18 protein-coding genes and 1 tRNA gene are annotated in these 17,123 nt (G+C 41.2%); 13 read left to right on the forward strand and 6 right to left on the reverse strand.

Annotation, left to right across the window (positions count from 1 at the left end):
- Positions 1 to 145 precede the first annotated feature (145 nt).
- Positions 146 to 221 (forward strand) — tRNA-Asn (locus tag ACHZBS_RS03430).
- Positions 222 to 568: 347 nt separating this feature from the next.
- Here the strand turns inward: ACHZBS_RS03430 and ACHZBS_RS03435 are convergent.
- A complete protein-coding gene (locus ACHZBS_RS03435; RefSeq protein ID WP_319405132.1) occupies positions 569 to 1,129 on the reverse strand; it encodes a helix-turn-helix domain-containing protein in 561 nt (186 codons plus the stop codon).
- Positions 1,130 to 1,316: 187 nt separating this feature from the next.
- Here ACHZBS_RS03435 and ACHZBS_RS03440 point away from each other — a divergent pair, with 187 nt between their 5' ends.
- From ACHZBS_RS03440 to ACHZBS_RS03480, 9 genes are all read left to right on the forward strand, one after another.
- Positions 1,317 to 1,502: a hypothetical protein gene (locus tag ACHZBS_RS03440; RefSeq protein WP_319405133.1), complete on the forward strand. Its 186-nt coding sequence runs from the start codon at positions 1,317 to 1,319 to the stop codon at positions 1,500 to 1,502.
- Positions 1,495 to 2,325: a hypothetical protein gene (locus ACHZBS_RS03445; protein ID WP_319405134.1), complete on the forward strand. Its 831-nt coding sequence runs from the start codon at positions 1,495 to 1,497 to the stop codon at positions 2,323 to 2,325. The genes ACHZBS_RS03440 and ACHZBS_RS03445 overlap by 8 nt, the downstream gene beginning before the upstream one ends.
- A gap of 29 nt (positions 2,326 to 2,354) precedes the next feature.
- Positions 2,355 to 3,490, forward strand: a protein-coding gene (locus tag ACHZBS_RS03450) for an IS3 family transposase (RefSeq protein WP_319405970.1) whose coding sequence is annotated in 2 segments (ribosomal slippage) — positions 2,355 to 2,634 and positions 2,634 to 3,490 — 1,137 coding nt in all. Because the reading frame shifts where the segments join, the coding sequence is not laid out codon by codon here.
- Entirely contained in the window at positions 3,426 to 5,057 is a 1,632-nt protein-coding gene (locus ACHZBS_RS03455; protein WP_319405135.1) for a DDE-type integrase/transposase/recombinase, read from the forward strand. Before ACHZBS_RS03450 ends, ACHZBS_RS03455 begins: the two co-directional genes overlap by 65 nt.
- A 19-nt stretch (positions 5,058 to 5,076) precedes the next feature.
- Positions 5,077 to 5,850, forward strand: coding sequence for an AAA family ATPase (locus ACHZBS_RS03460; protein WP_319405136.1), 774 nt, complete (start codon positions 5,077 to 5,079; stop codon positions 5,848 to 5,850).
- Between the two features lie 2 nt (positions 5,851 to 5,852).
- The gene (locus ACHZBS_RS03465; protein ID WP_319405137.1) at positions 5,853 to 6,488 is read left to right on the forward strand and encodes a FaeA/PapI family transcriptional regulator; all 636 of its coding nucleotides are present in this window, start codon (positions 5,853 to 5,855) and stop codon (positions 6,486 to 6,488) included.
- 146 nt (positions 6,489 to 6,634) lie between these two features.
- The gene (locus ACHZBS_RS03470) at positions 6,635 to 7,093 is read left to right on the forward strand and encodes a regulatory protein GemA (RefSeq protein WP_319405138.1); all 459 of its coding nucleotides are present in this window, start codon (positions 6,635 to 6,637) and stop codon (positions 7,091 to 7,093) included.
- Complete coding sequence (locus ACHZBS_RS03475; RefSeq protein WP_319405139.1) at positions 7,086 to 7,334, forward strand: hypothetical protein; 249 nt, start codon at positions 7,086 to 7,088, stop codon at positions 7,332 to 7,334. Before ACHZBS_RS03470 ends, ACHZBS_RS03475 begins: the two co-directional genes overlap by 8 nt.
- A 146-nt stretch (positions 7,335 to 7,480) precedes the next feature.
- Complete coding sequence (locus ACHZBS_RS03480) at positions 7,481 to 8,425, forward strand: hypothetical protein (protein WP_319405140.1); 945 nt, start codon at positions 7,481 to 7,483, stop codon at positions 8,423 to 8,425.
- Positions 8,426 to 8,529: 104 nt separating this feature from the next.
- On the opposite strand, the gene ACHZBS_RS03485 is transcribed toward ACHZBS_RS03480, so the two are convergent.
- Positions 8,530 to 9,084 carry a hypothetical protein gene (locus ACHZBS_RS03485; RefSeq protein WP_319405141.1) on the reverse strand — a complete coding sequence of 185 codons (555 nt, stop codon included), beginning with the start codon at positions 9,082 to 9,084 and terminating at the stop codon, positions 8,530 to 8,532.
- A 37-nt stretch (positions 9,085 to 9,121) separates the two neighbouring features.
- On the opposite strand from ACHZBS_RS03485, the gene ACHZBS_RS03490 reads away from it, so the two are divergent.
- From ACHZBS_RS03490 to ACHZBS_RS03500, 3 genes are all read left to right on the forward strand, one after another.
- Complete coding sequence (locus ACHZBS_RS03490) at positions 9,122 to 10,129, forward strand: major capsid protein (RefSeq protein WP_319405142.1); 1,008 nt, start codon at positions 9,122 to 9,124, stop codon at positions 10,127 to 10,129.
- A gap of 30 nt (positions 10,130 to 10,159) precedes the next feature.
- Complete coding sequence (locus ACHZBS_RS03495) at positions 10,160 to 10,675, forward strand: hypothetical protein (RefSeq protein WP_319405143.1); 516 nt, start codon at positions 10,160 to 10,162, stop codon at positions 10,673 to 10,675.
- Between the two features lie 136 nt (positions 10,676 to 10,811).
- Positions 10,812 to 11,069: a Mor transcription activator family protein gene (locus ACHZBS_RS03500; protein WP_319405144.1), complete on the forward strand. Its 258-nt coding sequence runs from the start codon at positions 10,812 to 10,814 to the stop codon at positions 11,067 to 11,069.
- Positions 11,070 to 11,234: 165 nt separating this feature from the next.
- Here the strand turns inward: ACHZBS_RS03500 and ACHZBS_RS03505 are convergent, their stop codons facing one another.
- The 4 genes from ACHZBS_RS03505 to ACHZBS_RS03520 all read right to left on the reverse strand — a co-directional run bounded on the left by ACHZBS_RS03505 (position 11,235) and on the right by ACHZBS_RS03520 (position 17,108).
- Positions 11,235 to 12,035 carry a hypothetical protein gene (locus ACHZBS_RS03505; protein ID WP_319405145.1) on the reverse strand — a complete coding sequence of 267 codons (801 nt, stop codon included), beginning with the start codon at positions 12,033 to 12,035 and terminating at the stop codon, positions 11,235 to 11,237.
- Between the two features lie 327 nt (positions 12,036 to 12,362).
- Positions 12,363 to 13,583, reverse strand: a complete 1,221-nt coding sequence (locus ACHZBS_RS03510) for a hypothetical protein (protein ID WP_319405146.1) — start codon at positions 13,581 to 13,583, stop codon at positions 12,363 to 12,365.
- The gene (locus ACHZBS_RS03515; RefSeq protein ID WP_319405147.1) at positions 13,576 to 14,043 is read right to left on the reverse strand and encodes a response regulator; all 468 of its coding nucleotides are present in this window, start codon (positions 14,041 to 14,043) and stop codon (positions 13,576 to 13,578) included. The genes ACHZBS_RS03510 and ACHZBS_RS03515 overlap by 8 nt, the downstream gene beginning before the upstream one ends.
- A gap of 14 nt (positions 14,044 to 14,057) precedes the next feature.
- Positions 14,058 to 17,108: a hypothetical protein gene (locus ACHZBS_RS03520; protein WP_319405148.1), complete on the reverse strand. Its 3,051-nt coding sequence runs from the start codon at positions 17,106 to 17,108 to the stop codon at positions 14,058 to 14,060.
- Between the last annotated feature and the right edge of the window lie 15 nt (positions 17,109 to 17,123).

Genomic DNA, 17,123 nt, shown 5'->3' on the forward strand with positions numbered 1-17,123 from the left:
TCAACCCGTCAGGACCTTATTTGATGCGGCTTGACAGAACTCATGGCAGACAGTTCGCGGACCAAAAAAGCGCTTGACATTCAAATCACGGTCGACTATTTAAAACGCTTCTTTGGCCGGCTCAGCGGCAAAAGAAACCTTATTTTCCCCAGTAGCTCAGTCGGCAGAGCAAGTGGCTGTTAACCACTGGGTCCGCGGTTCAAGTCCGTGCTGGGGAGCCAAATAAAACAAGGGCTTAGAGAGATTTGATCTCTAAGCCCTTTTTTTTACCTAATTTTATACCTAACAAAAAAATTGAAATCGCCTTTCGCGTCTTTGAGGGGTGAGGAAAAGGGTTTTAAGGCGGGTGAGGGGGGAGGTTTAGTTTGGGAAAAAGGGTTTTAAGGCGGGAATGGGTGGGAATTGCCGGGTATCAGTGGGAAATGGGTTGTGATAGTTGGTAGTTAGTGGCGTTCGATGGCGCTGTTAGGGTCCGCCATGTTTTCGGAACTATTGGCACTTAGTTTGAGAAAAAATTTCTGTTTTGCGGAACTATTGGCATTTAGTTTGAGAAAAAGTTCCGGATTTATCACTTTGGCTTTTTCTTTACTATTAGATCAAAAGCTTCTTTTCTATCAGAATCAATATCCTCAATTTCTTTGGTCATTTTAAGATAATTGATTATCCTGGGCCTTATTTTGAAAGCCAATTCATCATTTACTAATGCAGACAACGAATTTTTGATTATCTTTTCGGGATAATAATCTATCTCCTTATAGATTTTTTCTAAAAACTCATAAACGAATAAACTATAAAAACGATAAATTTCGCTATCAGCTCCAAGAATTTTTTCATTAGGTGGAAAGTCTCTATCAGCTTCAACTAATGGAAGAAGCCCTCCCTCTTCGAAAGGTCTAATACTTTCTTTTAAATCCGACCTCTTTTTAGATCCAATTCCAAATAATAGCCAGTCTGAAGATATATCTCTTTCCTGTGCAATTTTTGTTATCCATCTAGGTGGTATTTTTCCCCGCTTCCTTGCCGAAGTCACTGATTGCTGTTTTATCCCCATTACAGCCGCGACTTCACTATCATTTTTTGCATTTAAAGCAATTTTGATTCTTTCTAAAATAGCTTCTGATTCTTTCATAAATTCACCATTAATTAAGAAAATAACTTATCAAAATACAGCCATTTGCTGTTTTAACAACTTTTCTCTTTACAAAAACAGTTTTTTGTTGTATTTGTTGCAAGAAACTGTTGCTGAGAACGTAAATAGCTTTTTTATCTTTTTGTTGTCAACCATATTATCGGATTCTCTACGATTGGAGGGATTTATGGACACAGTCTCTATTAAAATCTGGTTACTAAAAAATGGATACACACAAAAAAAAATTGCCCAAGATATTGGGATAATCCCTCAAACTGTGTGGAAAACAATAAATGGCAGAGAAAACAATCGCCAAGTTCTGGCATGGTTGGAACGACATGGTGCCTTAAAAGAAGCTGTGGGCCATGAATAAGCCAGTTGACAAGCTAAAAGCTTCGCAGCTTGCCGATATTCTCAATGTGACGGCCAGAGCTGTTAGGAAAATGGCCTCATTAGGTCAAATTCCAGCCAAAATTATCAATAGCCGTGGAGATCGCCGCTTTTCAGTCCATGAACTGTTGGCGTCCGATGCTATGCCGGAGGAACATAAAAACAGCCTCATGGCATGGTATCAGGGTCAGCTCCAAGGCAAAGCCGTTTCCATCAATTCTGAAAATCTGCCTGCCTCATTAGAGACATTCCTTTCGGCCAGAATCGAAAGCATTACACAGATCCCTGCCGATTCAGAAATTCCAGATCCATGGCTCAATATTCCTGATTCATGCCGTGACGAAGGGTTTCGCCGTTATCAGATCGTTGAAGTCGCCAGGGAAATCAAATCCTCATATAAAAAAGGCCGTGGGCGAACCAAACGGATTTACAGATACTGCAAAGATACAGGCGTCAATCCTAAGACGCTTTACCGATGGATCAAATCGGCGGATAAAGCGCATACAGACGCACGAAAAGACAGCGTCACAGATGTTATAACCCCTCAAATCAGGGCATTGGCACCGCAGCATGGCCAGAAATTGAATTTCTTCCATTCATGGTCCAAGCCTGCCCTGAATTTCGCCTTTGATACCTATTTAAAACAAGGATGCCCGAACATCACCGATGTTTATCGAACGGCATTGGCAGCGGCGGCACTTTATCCTGATTGGAAAGTCGGCTCCTATGACAGTTTGGTTGATGCCATTGGCAGAATAAACAAAGGGCGGTGGACCCCAAAAACTGGACAATGTGCTAAGCTATGAGTCAGACCAAAAATGAGGAGGATCTGACGATGGGTAACAAGCGCAAATCACACAGTCCACAGTTCAAAGCCAAGGTCGCTCTGGCTGCCATTCAGAACGAAGAAACCGCAGCACAGTTGGCCAGTCGATTTGGTGTTCACCCCACCATGATTTCCACCTGGAAGCGGCAGATGCTCGACGGTGCAGCCGATATCTTCGATAAAAGCCACCGATCCAGAAAACAGGCCGATGCCCAAACCGCCGAACTGTACCGCCAGATCGGTCAACTCAAGGTGGAAAACGATTTTTTAGCACGCAAGCTCAGCAGCTGAATCGCAAACAGCGTAAATCCATGATCGATCCGTTGGATCGGCAGCTGAGCGTTTCCCGGCAGTGTGAACTAATCGATCTTAGCCGGTCATCCTATTACTACCAACCCATACCCATAAGCCAAGAAGAGCTGGAACTGATGCGCAAGATCGACGAACTGTATCTTACCAATCCATCCTCGGGCAGCCGAACGATCAGCCGCCAGCTGGATCGTCAGGGCATAACAGCCAATCGCAAACGGGTTCAGCGGCTGATGCGATTAATGGGTATCGAGGCGGTGTATCCCAAACCGCGGACCAGCCGCCCCCATCCCCAGCATAAGGTATATCCTTATCTGCTAAGGGGTATGACCATCAGTCGCACCAATCAGGTTTGGGCCAGCGACATCACTTTCATCCCCATGGCCAGTGGGTACATGTATCTGGTGGCGATCATGGACTGGCACAGCCGCAAGGTGCTCGCCTGGCGGATATCCAACACCCTGGACAGCGCCTTTTGTATCGATGCCCTTAAAGAGGCGTTGAGCCGCTATGAGCCACCGGAAATCTTCAATACCGACCAAGGGGCTCAATTTACCAGCAACGCGTTCACCAAGGTTCTCATCGATAACAAGGTCGCCATCAGTATGGATGGTCGGGGTCGTTGCCAGGACAATATATTCGTCGAGCGGCTGTGGTGGACCCTCAAACACCAATACATTTACTTGCACGCATTCGACACCGGTAAGGCGCTGCGGCAGGGTCTGGGCCGGTGGCTCGATTATTACAATCACGAACGGGGCCATTCGGCCCTTGACGACAGAACCCCGGATGAGGTTTATTACGGTCTGCCCCATCCTTTCGCCGAGGCTGCCTGATGCCTTTTTATCTTTTAAAAAGCTCTCGGCTCATAGCTTATTCTACCCCTCAGGCTGTCCAGCCGATGGGGTCCACCTCCAAGCGACGATAGCGCTTGCACGCCAGGGTAAGAGAAAATTCCAAGCCGCAAAAGTTAAAAAAATCCTGCGCAATTATGAAGAAATCCCGCCCAATTTTTTGTGGTGTGGCGATCACCATATTTTTGATGTTTTCGTAAAAGTCCCGGACTCAAAAGGCAGCTTTAAAATCCTGCGCCCCTGGGTAACTGCATGGTTGGATGTGCGCAGCCGCTCTTTAATGGGGTGGGTGATTTCCTTCAGTCCCAATTCGCAGGCAATTGCAATGGCGTTGGCCCATGCCATTGCCGATAAGAAAGACCCCAATTTTCCACAGCACGGACTCCCCAATTCTGTTTTAGTCGATAATGGAAAAGATTATAAATCCAAGCTACTTAACGGTGAAATAATCGATATCGGAAATATCGACTATCCAGACATCATCGAAAAATACGCTGCCTTGGGCATCGATCCTTTTTACATCGATCTTAAGTATGATCCTGAAGACGGTATCTGGAAGAAAAAGCGCGGCAAAAAAGAAATCATTATCAAAGGTGTCCGTGTCGGTGGCGTTTATGGCGCTTTGGGGATCGGGCATCGATACGCAACCGTTTATAGCCCCTGGGCAAAATTGATTGAACGCTTTTTTAGAAATGTCGTTCAATCCTTTTCAAGGCAGCTTCCCGGTTGGTGCGGTTCAACGCCAGACCAGCGCCCGGAAAAGCTCGCTGCCGAACTCAAAAGCGGCAGCATCCTTAAATTGGAAGAGTTCACCGCAGAATTTTACAGCTACATTACCAATGTCTATCACAAGACCCTTCACCGTGGCCACGGCATGAACAACCAGACGCCCGATGAAGTCTTTCAATCCCTTTTGCCGCAACCCAAAAAAGTCAGCCAGGATCTTTTGGACTTCGCCCTTGCCAAAAAGGAGCGCGTCAAGATCCACAATTGGGGTTTTGTTATCAACAACCGGCAATTTCAGCTGGACATTCCATCGAACCTTTACGGCGGTCATTTGGCCAATCACCTGATCGGTGAGTGGGCGCGTGTTTGTTACGACTATGATTTCAAGACGGTCCGGGTTTTCAAAAACGGCAAGTTTGTCTGCAATGGCAAGCCGCTTCAACGGGCATCTTACGTCGATCCCGATTGCCCGGTCATGCTCGAAGGGCTCAAGCTTCAGGCCAATCAGCGAAAAGCCGCCAAGGCCGTGTTGGCAGCCATCCGTGGCGAAGCCAGCGCCAACGCTCCCGTTTCCGAAACCCAAGCCCTTTTGGATATTTCAAAAGCCCTCCCCTTCCAAGATTTCGAGGATACCGATGCAACCATTCACAGCATCGATGAAGAACATATCCCCATTGAAACCACGGAGCGGTATCAAATGATTTTGGATAAGCTCCATGACGGCCAGGATCTTTCAGAATCGGACACCGCTTTTAAAAGTGAGTATGAGAAGTCGGATGAGTTTTTATCCTATCAGCATCTTTTTACCGGAACCATGGGGTAACAGAGGCAGGAGGTGGACTGTGGATGTAAGATTTTTCAAAACGCGCAACTGCATGAATGCCGAAAGATCGATCTCGGCATTGGTCAACCGGGATCAAAGCCTTCCGGGTTTAGGCTTGTGGTACGGCCAATGGGGACTTGGAAAAAGCTCTGTGGCCAACTGGATTTATAGCATGCTCCCGGTCTTTTACATCGTTATGGAACGACTGTGGCGGCCGCGTCGGTTGCTTGAGGAATTCTGTGAAACGCTGAACCTGGGATCACCGCAATACCGGCTTGACCGTCTATCCGATCAGGTGGCCGAAGGGCTCAGAAAATGGAATCAGCCGGTACTGATCGATGAGGCCGATTATCTGTTGAAAAATTCGGTCATGCTGGATGTTTTAAGGGATCTCCACGACAAAACCGCAACCCCTTTTATCCTGATCGGCATGGAAAAACTGCATTCTGACCTGCAACGGTTCGGGCAGTTTTTTTCCAGAATCCTGCCTTCATCCATCGTTGAATTTCAACCGGTGGGACCGGTGGAAGTCGCCTTGATCACCAAGGAATGGACCGGCCTCACGATTGAGGATGAGGCGGCAGACCTTTTCTGCCAGCTGGTTGAAGGCGATTTTCGGTATATCGTCGGCTATCTGCTGTCTTTCGAGAAAGCCTGCAAAGAAGTTAACAAAACCGATTTGATTGACGTGCCGCTGGTGAAATCGGTGTTTCGCAATCAGGCCAAAAGAATCAAAAAGAGAATTGCCAGCGGTAGCGCCGCCAGCAAACTGATTGCAGCCGGTAGGGGGTAGTCATGAGAGCCGCACAGGGAACACAAACGCTTATCAGAAATCTGTTGAAGGCCCACAAAAAGCCGCTCAGGCAGACGGAAATCCGGGATCTGATCGGCCTTTCCGGTGCCAACGGGTACGGCCGGGTAAACAACGCCATTCGGGATCTTGTGCGCAACGGCGAAATCGAAAAGACCGGATATGGGCGCTACCAGTGGGTCAAGGATGTTCCGGTGGATGCCTACTGTAAAAAGCAAAGCATAATGTGGCGATTCATGTGGATCAGATCCAAGAAAAGCGATCCGTTCACGGTCCGTGATATTTTCGAAATGACCGGTGTGGCCATGTACACCGCAAGAACTTATGTCACCTTTCTTTCGAAAAACGGATTTCTCCACAAGAGCGGCAGGAAGCGCACGTTGACTACTCGCGCCCCCTTATACCTCATCGACCGTGAGAAGATGCAAATTGAAGCGCCCGGCATGCTCAGACGCCGTGAATCCGCTGAAATCGAAGATACCCTTGATCAGGTCCGGGAATTGGCAACCCAATTCTATTACACGGCGGACACCAGACCGGAAACGATCAATTCGCTTGTGGCCGTTTCAGCGGAAATTAACGGCCTTTTATCGAATTGCATCCAATTGAGGAAAGAATAGGCCGTGAATATCGCTGGAACCGCGTTTAAATCGGCTCAGATTTATTTAACGATTTTTAAGACGGCCCCTATATCGTCTCTTGCTGAGATCGTTCAAATTTGAGCCTCTCAGCGATTTTTCAATATACCACCGCAGGAGGTGAACGGATGAGAGCCAACACCTCACAAAATGAAGGGCAGCGGCGGCGGGATCTGGCCATGATCCATATCGCTAAAAAATGGTCCGGCCTGAGCGATCAGGATTACCGGGAATGGCTTGATAAATGTTTCGGAGTTACCAGCGCCGCCGATCTGTCGGCAAAGAATCGGAAAATGGTTATCGAAGCGTTCAAGCTGAAAGGATGGCGGCCGGTTCACAAATCAGCCAGGGCTTCAGGCATGCACCTCAAGCCATCGGCAGACCGGGAACCGCAGCTTTCAAAGATCGGTGCCATACTGGCAGACCTGAAATATCCGTGGAGCTATGCGGACGCGATCGCCAAGCAAATGTATGGCGTCGATTTTGTGCGCTTCCTCCGACCTCACCAGCTGCATGGCGTCATTGCGGCGCTGGTGAATCGACACAAGAAAGTAACATCCCAACAGGAGCAACAGAACAATGGATGATCTACAGAAACGGGAAATCGGGCTTATTTCCGGGAATATGCGGGAAAGCCTGGATAAGCTCATTCAAATCAGTGGATTTGTCTATACGCTTGGAAGCCTCTCTGCTGGTTTTGAAACCAAGCCTTTTGCTGATCTTCAGCTGCTGTTTAACGACATTGCGACAAAGGTGGATTCGCTCCTTACTCCGATTGAATCAGAAATTATGAAATTAGAGAAATTGGGAATGAGTACAGATCCCTGATTTCTTTGCCCTGGATAGGCTGATCACCGAAAAGGCGGCACCTCACCGCCCTGCCAGGGCATCACATAAATGAGGGTAATCAAGAGGGGGTTACTTGGCCAAACGGCCGGTTGCCCCTTTTTGTTTTTCAAAAAGGAGAAAAAGCCATGCTCAATTTTAAAAAAGTTCTCTCTTTTTTCCGGGACGATTCGCAATTCGACAGCATTGAGGTTGAGAACAACAACCCCGATGAAAAGGCGACAGAGGCCCGGTCCATAGGCTTTGAAACTTGGATACCCATTTTTCAAGGTGGCGTACAGGTGGACAGCGAAGGCCAGGAACATGACGGCTATGAATTGATCGAAAAGGCCATTGAAACCTTTGATCCTGCCTTCCATGAACCGCCCGCTGTCATTGGCCATCCAAAGGACAACGCGCCTGCTTACGGCTGGGTGGAAGCCCTTAAAAAGGGTGTCAGCAACGGAATTGGCGTGTTGCTGGCAAAGTTCAAACAGGTGAACCCGCAATTTGTGGAACTGGTACGAAACGGCAGCTTTAAGAAGCGTTCGGCCTGTTTTTATCCTGACGGCAGGTTACGCCATGTGGGCTTTCTTGGTGCCCTGCCACCTGCGGTAAAGGGATTGCCTGACGTTCGATTTTCTGAAGGCCCGTTTTTCTCATTCGAATTAAGTGAAGCCACAAAGACATTTTCTGAGCAGGATCTGAATGACCGGGTTGAGAAAGTCCGCCAGGAAGAACGCCACAAAGCTCAGATAGCTTTTGCAGAAAAGGAATTGAGGCAGCTACGCCAAACCCGCCGAAAGAATGCCGAAGCGTTCGTAACTCAGTGCATGGAATCCGGCAAGGTTCCACCGGCCGTTGCCAACAATGGAATGATCGAATTCATGGAAGCCTTGCAGGAGGTTCCGGCGATCTCTTTTGCTGAATGTGAGCAACCGGTAAACCCTTTTGAATGGATGAAAGAGTTTGTCGAAGAGATGGATGGTTTTCAGCATTTATTTGGAGAGATTACCACCAAAAAAAAGGTTGGTAAAACTCTAAACAAAGAAGATGATTTGGGATTTGAAATAGCTAAATACGCTGGTGGTTAATATAAAATATAGATTCATATATTAGAATTGATTACAGCTCTTTGAAAACCTTTATATTCTATGATTTTTCAAGGTCAGATATTTCAGGCCTAAAATTGAAATATTTACTGACCTAAAAGTGTGTTTATGGCCTTTCTTTTATAATCGCTCTCAATTTTTTTTGATGCGTCCATAAGCGAGTCTTTAATACTGCCTTCTGGAAGCTCGTTAATAACTTTATCTCTGATATCAGCTTTAGTATAGACCATAAGCCCTGCAATCAAACTTAACAAAGGATTAATTGTAGAGACAGATGCTTCCACAGCTGTTTTGTATGCTTTATTAACTATGTTTTCCAACTTACTATCACGTTCAGCCAAAGTATCAGCATACTGTCTCTCCATTTCGGCAATTTTTCCTGAATTTTCAATCTCAAATTCTTTACGGATTATTTCTTCAAGTTTTTTGGGATTAAAAGCCTCTGAGTAAGTCATTGCTGATTGAACTATCTTTGCTTGGCTTTCTATTGCAGTTGATTGCTGTGTTATAATCAAATTTGTTTCTTTCAAAAGTTTCGTTTGCTGATTTATTCGCGTGGATAAAACTCTATTTTTATTCCACTGATAACAAAAAATAATTATTAACAACACCGTATTAATCCACGAAGCTATATCATTCATTATTTTAACCCCCCAACAAAGCAAAAAGGATGAAGATATGGATGATCTTTTTCGAGTTAGAACATTAACACAAGCAGTCAATGCCATACCAGCATCAAATAGAAAAATTTACAACCGTATTTTTACGGGAAAGGAACGCGGCCAGACAAGCGACCTCATGGCCTTTGATGTGATCACGGGCTCTGAGGGAATCCTGAAAACTATCTCGGTCATGGCTCCGGCAACGGTGGATGATAAGACCAGTCGCAAAACTGTCACTCTAAAAGCTCCCCGCCTATCCAACAAACGTTTTATTCATGTCGCCGAACTGAACAGCATCCGCGCCATGGGCGAAATTGGCGTTGAAACCATGAAAAGGCGCATAGCCATCGAGCTTAAGGATATGCGTAACAAGCATGACCGGACGCTTGAATTTTGGGCTGTGGGCGCTCTTAAGGGGATGATTTACGATTCGGACCTGTCATCGGTGCTTGTTGATTACAATGTCGATGGTTCCTTTCATCCGGTTCTGACCGGCAATTCCCTTTGGACTGATCCGGCATCAAACCCTATCACTACCCTGAGAGCATGGAAAAAGCAGATTGAAGACAATATTGGAACCACTGTTCTTGAGTGGGTTGCCTTTTTAGGCTCTCAGGTAATGGGCGCTCTTTTAGAGCATAGCGGTGTACTGGCTTACCTGATAGACGACAAAGGCAGCGAGATTGCCGAAAACGGCCGGATTTCAAGGCTTGCCGGAATCGAACTGATTGAATGCAATCACAGCTTCAGAGATGAAAGCGACGTGCTTCACAGGCTCATCGATCCCGATTCTTTCCTGTTGGTCGGTGTTTGTGATGACTTGGTTGAAGTGATGATAGCTCCCGTTGTAGATGATGATGCACCTTTCGGCGTCGGCAATGTGAATGAAAAAAATATGCCGCAGCTGTTCTTTTCGAAATCGTGGAAAAAGAAAGATCCGTCCGGGCGCTGGATCAAGTGTGAAAGCCGTCCGCTTCCGGTGTTGCGTCGCCCTGGTGGGGTTATCTTCGCCAAGGCCGTCTAACCATAAGTATTGATAAAAGGGAGATACGTCATGACAGACAAACATTTCATCGGTTCCGGCCAGGATGCCATCAGGAATTTTGAACGAACCGCCAAGCAGGCCATGGAAAACCGGGTAGTTGCTTTCAAGGAAAAGATCCAGAAAATTCTGGATGAAATCAGAGCTCTCGACAATGAAAAGTACCAAGTACAGAGATCACCGCTCACTAAAGGCGAACTGCTGGAACTGGCCAAAGCCGAACTGGAAAAAAAGAAAAATGAGTTTATCCCCGATCTGCTGAGAAAGCATCTTGAATCCTGCCAGGTGCGCAAGGATCTGGTTTTCAGTGATGCGGCGGTAATTGCCAAACTCTTTCCCCGGAATGAATTCTGGAAGCTGTTTTATTACCTCGTGGATGAAGAAACCCTAAAATCCGTTGTGGATTCGCTGCCGGATGCCGGTGGCCTTTCTAAAACGGCAAGAGTCAACAAGATCAGGGAAATCGACAAAAAAATCGAAGCGCTGAAATCCCAAGTGGATTTAGAATTTGCGGCGGCAGCTACTTAACCGATCACCGTTTAGGCTGGGGGCATCTCCTTACAGGTATTGTCCTGAGCGCTGCCGTGCCCAGCCGGGGAACAATTCAGACCCTTTTCACACACGGCAGCGCTAAAAACCTAACTTTTTTCTAATTGGAGGGTTTATGAAATACGATGTAAAAATAGAAGACCTCCCGCCAGAATGCAAAGAACTTGCAGATATTATCGGGCTTCAATCTGTCCTTGATTTGGCCAACTACAGGGGAGGTGAATCTTTATATATCCCGAAAAGTGATAAATTAACCAGGGCTGCAAGGGACAGGCAAATACGCGATGAATTCAATGGAACCAACCACAAAGAACTGGCCAGGAGACATAACCTTTCAATCGTGTGGATTAGAAATATTGTCCATCCTTCCTGAATTGTCAGAGCTAAAAACGCCCGTAAATAAAGACGGGAGAAGGAACTTTGCCTGTCCATATTATGAAGAATGTCTTGATATTGCGGCCTATGATGATTGGGAGTTTTTCAGCTGTGTTGGATGCTTTTTCGATTTTACATCTGTTCAGATGATGCCTTTGTTTAACTAATCGGCCCTGCTTTTTATATCATCGGATTCTATTATTTTAGCCTCAATTAATGCTTTATTAATGGCCATTAATTCCGCACCTTCAGCATCAGCGAGATTCTTAAAAATTGGATGCCAATATAAAAAAATAAATCTGTGTTCTTTCCGTCCAAGACCATCAATAGTAAGCTCTTTTGGTACGTCATACTGCACTCTAAAAGCTATGCAAGTAAAGATAGATTCGTTGTCTATTGCTTTTTTTACCCAATCATTTCCAAACTTACCTCCAGTTGCGGTAAAATGATCGGATATTTCGTCTCTATCCAGCTTATCTTTTACATAAATTTTTATTACGAGTTCATTTTGTCTTAGTTTTAATCGACTTGCATTATTCTCTGATATCTTGTCGAAAGCCGCTATAATTGTTTTAAATGAAAGATTTTCGACGTAACCGCCTTTATTGGTAATGTACCAATGAAAGATTACCATGTCGTCTTTAAATTCTACTGGATTGCTTTTGCGTGGATATATTCGAACAGAAGGTTGATTAGCTAATACAAACTGCCTATATGATAGAGTTTGTTGCTCTGCAACCGTTGAAAGAGATTGAAAGGTAGTTATCGCTAGAACCACGGTAGCAATAGCCGTGATTAGTGAACATAATACTTCGTATATAAGTTTGTTCCTTGAGATATGCTTAACGAAACAATTTCGCTGATCTTTATTGTAGCCTGTAGTAGTAGCGCCTTGAGTTTGTGTATCTTTTTGATTTTCTGAACTTTTTTTTAAATCCTGTTTAGATCTTTCTGATTTAACCACTGAATCACCTATGTCTCAGAGTTATGAGGATTCCTTTTTGGAGCTGCTTAAATCGCGACAAAAACACGCCAGCACAATTTTTAGATGAAATCAAGAGAATTTGGAATTAATAAAAAATTAAGGTGGGGCTATAGAAGCGGCAATGCTTACTTCAACAAGCATGTGCAATATATTTATTGCGCATTTTTCTCAAACTAAATTCCATTTTCTCAAACTATCTGCCTGCCTACACTTTTCAAGCCCTTTCTTGTTTCTTAGATTGTCAGGTCCAAGCAATGTTCTAGATCGTTCCTATTAGTTGGCATATAGCCTTGTTATGCATAGCCATTACAAATAAGCCTCAATAAAAGTTTTAACTACCTCAGAGCTAGTATATGCAGCATACTCATGGTAACTATCATCTTTATTACCGTCAGCGAAATCTACAACAGCCTTGGCTGAAAAAGCGATTGGTTTCGGTGGAATTGCCTCAAAAGCAGCTGAATAAATGGCGTAAGCTTCCATTTCTATGCCTAAAAGTTTTCTATGCTGTTTTCTTATTTTCTCGCATATTTCGCCGTCAGCTAAAACAGCAGCTCCTGAAGCTGATGGGCCGACCAAAATGCGCAAATCATGTTTAGGGCTTTTCGCTTTCCATTTCTTACGGATATCAAATAGCAGTTGTTCGTTTCTAGCCATATCACTAAATTTATCTCTAATCAATGAATCGAGAGGTATTTGATGCGGTTCATGCAAAAACTCTAATTGTGAATTGTTCTCAGTCCACTTTCCAGCGCCCCAATCCCAAACAGGATCTGCTACTATGACATCACCAAGATTTGTTTCATCTTTATAACCTGCAGTAATTCCACTCATTATCAGATACTTAGGTTTGAACCGGTTAACCATTTTTCCTGATAATATGGCTGCAGCAGTCATGCCCATTTTAGGAGCGCATGCGGCATGTACAATGTGAGTTTTATCGTCTTTTTCAAGAGTAGTTTGATAATAGCTTGTGGCATCATTTGGCATTTGAATAAGTTGCCAATCCCAACCATTATTTAATAGACTCTGTAGTTCTGGCCTTTCTGTTGCACATATCATGGCAATATAAGACGAGTAGTCTGAAGAGAGATTTTGAGACCTAAATTTTGTACATACAATAATGCCGGCTTTCCTTTTAATTTGTAGCAATGTAGAGGAATCATCGGGACTATATTTAATAAAAGTAATTAAATCATTGGCAAATTCTTTCTTAAGGGAATCAAATATTTCATCATGTTGAGTAACTGCAATAATATGATGAGGAATTTGGAAAGAATCTCTTTCTAAAATTTCTTTTAGTAAGATAATTCCTGCATCCTTTTTTAAATTAGTATCAACCCTAAGTGGTATAACAATATCTAATATTAATAGGTCATATGAAGTCGTTCTTAGCAATCGTTTAGCATTAGTAACATCAACGACGTGATCGATTTTATCATGATTTATTCCATCAACAGAGCAAAGTGTTTCGGATATTTTTTGAAGCTTTTTTTGATCATCTTCAATAATTAGAAGTTTAATCATTTTCATCCTTTTTGATGTATTGTTCTAATTTTGTTAAGAGATCGTATTTCCAATTTTCATATGCAGCATTGTAATAAACGCATCCTTTATAATTATTCTTGTGATCTTTTTTCAGTTCTTTGTTTAGTTCGTCCAAAGCGAGGGTATTTGAACCTTTTCCAAACTTATCAAATTGAGTAATTACAATAACAGGAGTTACAATTTTTTTTCGATCCATCTGTCTAAGAATTTCTCGACCTCCATAGGCACGTATTCGGCCTCCATCGTCGTTAACTCCGAAATCGAAAGTAGGAAGTGTCATATCTAGCAATATCAAATTAAAGGTACTATTTTTGAGCATTTTGATTGCACTTTGAATAGATTTTGCAAAAGATATATCGATTGACTTGAAACTATCTTTCAAAAAATCTTTGATTTGTGTCGATTTTATTTCGTCATCTTCTATAATGAGTATTTCCATATAAAATCTCCACACTACTCTAAATAAAGAATGGGTATGCCTACCTCAACAAAAAATTTATCTTGATCCAAATATCCAAAATCCAAAGTACCTTTCTCAGTTTCTCCAATAAATTTTATGTCATGGTTAATAATTTTATAGAGTTTATGAAAACCCGTTCCTCCTTCTTTCTTTATTGCTTCACCATAGCCTCTATCAACCACTAATTTTTTAAGTTTTTCAATTTTTAGAATATTTTCTGTATTGTATACATATTTCTCTATTTCGTTAACGACCTTTATAAGCAAATATTTATCTGATGTCGAAATAGTGATGGTGGCATTTGGATAGGTATCAATATTGGAATGTTTAATAATATTTCCATACATCAGAATGAGCATATCAACGAAAACAGTTAAATTACCCGAAACATTAATATTCAATATGTCATTATTTATATCTTTATTAATTGAAAACCGACGATTAGATACTTTTATTGTTTTTTCACTAATTGTTAAAGCTTCTTCAATGGTAAAAGGTTTATCTTTCTGAGATTCTGAAAAGTGAAACCATTCAATTATTCTATCAAATGCTCTTTGGATTTCTGTTTTACCTTTACTGATTGCATCCGATAATTCTGTTGTGTTTTCAAATGTTTCATTTTGTGATATTTTAGATTGCAACTCAGTTAACAGACCAACAGCTTTAAATTTGGCAAATTCCCTTAATCTATTTCGTATATTATCCAAAGATAAATTAAGAATTTCTAAAAGAAAAGTATCTACAATAGATATGAATGCATTAAATTCAGTCTCAGAGTTAATTATCGAAGATAAAGCTGATATTTGGCTTTTATAGATTGAAAAATCAAAAAATCCTTTTTGGTCTGAATTTGTCCTGACTTGAATCCATTCATTATTTAATTCATCTATAAGGTCGTCAAAAGATCGAGAAAATTCATTCAAATAGTTTGAAATTTCTTTTGTTAGATTAGGGCCTAAGTATTTATATTTATTTATCCAGAATTGATTGTCTGCATATTTACCAGTTTCACCTGCTTTTTGAGTTATAAGGTTATTTTCTTCCAATGGACTTCGCAAGTGACTTGATAATGTTCCATGACGAATACGAACACTTAGATATCCATCTAAACCGTGCTCTGTGCTTGAAACAAACTGATCTCTCAAATCAAGAATCATTGACTCAAACAATGAATTTTTCTCATTATCGGGGAGTATTGTTTTTAAGAGCCTTTCTAAATCAGTATTTTTAGCTGATAATTTTTCGTCTAATGGAAATTTAAAACTTATTTTATCAATACCATCCTTTAAAAAGGAAATATATCTTTCAAAATTTTCTTTCAGGTTTTTTTCCGCGTAGGCATGTATACTTTCGATATCTACATAAATTTTACTCTTTTCAATTTCTCTTAAACGGTTTTTAATGGTAAGTCTGCTAATAATATTTTTAATTTCAAGTTGATATTCATGCGAATTTTCTGAATCTAAATCAATAAGTTGACTGCATACGTTAATTCTTTCTTCAGGGACTTCATCTGAATGATCAAAAAATTCAGAATTATCCATCACAATTTCTATACAAATTTCTTTTAGAAAATATATTAGCTTAGAATGGTCGTATTCATCCAATCTATTGATCAATTCAGATGGTTTTTCAAATCCTTGTGAAATTAAAAAGTCTTCATAAGCATAAGGTCGTAAATATTCCCATTTTGTATTTCCTTGTTTAACATATACATCAAGCAATATGGGTAAGTTTATGTTAAATGATAAATCAAGATCTTGTTCTCTGTATAAGTTTACAATTTTTGATAATGGCAAATAGTTTATAATTTTATGATCATTTAAATAACAATTAACTGAAAATTCGATCGCCTGTTCAATTTTTTTTGTTTCTAATAAGGAATTTGCAATGATTCTTATCGCTTGGTTGCTGTAATAAGGTTTTTTCAAAACTAATAACTTATTTGCATGTTCTAAAGCGATTTTATAATTTCCTTTTGAATATTGTTTGATTCCTTCTAAAAGAGACATTTCTTCGTTGGTTACTTCCTCTAATATGCAGGCATCTTCTTCAATACACAAGTCAAAATATTTATTTATTTCTACATTTGCAAAATGCTTTCTAAAATATTTAATGTACTTTTTTTTGAGATCTCTATTAGTTATATCTGGCAATCTTGTTATTGGAACTCGATTATTATGAAAGATTGAATATAGAGAATAAGCATGGTTTCCGTTTAATGGATCATCGGAGAATTCTTTAATGCAAAAGGATAATAGAGATTTTGACCATGACGAACTTATATAGTTCCATGCAATTTTGAACAATTCACTAATTGAAGAATAATAATCCTCATCCTTTAAAATCACTGATTTCATAAGTTTGATTATTTCAATATATAACTTATTGCTATCGGGTAAAACAAAATCAGCCTTGAAAGATAAGGCCCGTGAAACTAAATCAATTATATTAAAATTGTTAGGATGAACTGAGAGTAAATTTAACGACCTTTCTATTAACTGCTCATATTGTTTATTCAAATATAATATGAAAATCTCTTCTTCTTCTTTTTCAATCGCTATTTTTTCATCGCTTTCAAAAAAGACTTCGTTAAAGATAGTTAACTTTTTGCTATTTAATTTTTCTACCAATTTCTTTTTAGGAGCAATTTTATTAATCGTTTCCGATGAAAGATTACGACTACAATAAATAAAAAATAGATTAACCAAAGAATTGTAATAATCAATTAATGTTCCAAAAGCATCCCAAACTAATAATATAGGCAAATCTTCAACATTAGGTACATATCCTGGTATCAAATGATATCTTATAAATGACTCTAAATCAAAAGATACGCTATTCTTGCTCATTATATCATCTATAAGATTCATAAATCTAGTAGGTGTTATAGCAGGTTCTAAACGATAGCTTATATAATGAGTTATAAAAGGGAGAATACCGTGGCTGTATGCATTTTCTTTTATTTCATTGGCATATTTTTTTTGTGCTTCAAGTCCGTCCTTTAATTGAATTATAAGAATTCTATTTTTGTACGCGTTCACGGGATATTCCAGTTT

Source organism: uncultured Desulfosarcina sp. (genome assembly GCF_963664155.2).
GTDB lineage: Bacteria > Desulfobacterota > Desulfobacteria > Desulfobacterales > Desulfosarcinaceae > Desulfosarcina.

Coding starts and splice junctions, on each gene's coding strand:
- ACHZBS_RS03495 (WP_319405143.1), top strand. CDS start 10,160: ATGACAGACAAACATTTCATCGGTTCCGGCCAGGATGCCATCAGGAAT.
- ACHZBS_RS03445 (WP_319405134.1), top strand. CDS start 1,495: ATGAATAAGCCAGTTGACAAGCTAAAAGCTTCGCAGCTTGCCGATATT.
- ACHZBS_RS03490 (WP_319405142.1), top strand. CDS start 9,122: ATGGATGATCTTTTTCGAGTTAGAACATTAACACAAGCAGTCAATGCC.
- ACHZBS_RS03500 (WP_319405144.1), top strand. CDS start 10,812: ATGAAATACGATGTAAAAATAGAAGACCTCCCGCCAGAATGCAAAGAA.
- ACHZBS_RS03475 (WP_319405139.1), top strand. CDS start 7,086: ATGGATGATCTACAGAAACGGGAAATCGGGCTTATTTCCGGGAATATG.
- ACHZBS_RS03480 (WP_319405140.1), top strand. CDS start 7,481: ATGCTCAATTTTAAAAAAGTTCTCTCTTTTTTCCGGGACGATTCGCAA.
- ACHZBS_RS03470 (WP_319405138.1), top strand. CDS start 6,635: ATGAGAGCCAACACCTCACAAAATGAAGGGCAGCGGCGGCGGGATCTG.
- ACHZBS_RS03435 (WP_319405132.1), bottom strand. CDS start 1,129: ATGAAAGAATCAGAAGCTATTTTAGAAAGAATCAAAATTGCTTTAAAT.
- ACHZBS_RS03440 (WP_319405133.1), top strand. CDS start 1,317: ATGGACACAGTCTCTATTAAAATCTGGTTACTAAAAAATGGATACACA.
- ACHZBS_RS03465 (WP_319405137.1), top strand. CDS start 5,853: ATGAGAGCCGCACAGGGAACACAAACGCTTATCAGAAATCTGTTGAAG.
- ACHZBS_RS03515 (WP_319405147.1), bottom strand. CDS start 14,043: ATGGAAATACTCATTATAGAAGATGACGAAATAAAATCGACACAAATC.
- ACHZBS_RS03510 (WP_319405146.1), bottom strand. CDS start 13,583: ATGATTAAACTTCTAATTATTGAAGATGATCAAAAAAAGCTTCAAAAA.
- ACHZBS_RS03485 (WP_319405141.1), bottom strand. CDS start 9,084: ATGAATGATATAGCTTCGTGGATTAATACGGTGTTGTTAATAATTATT.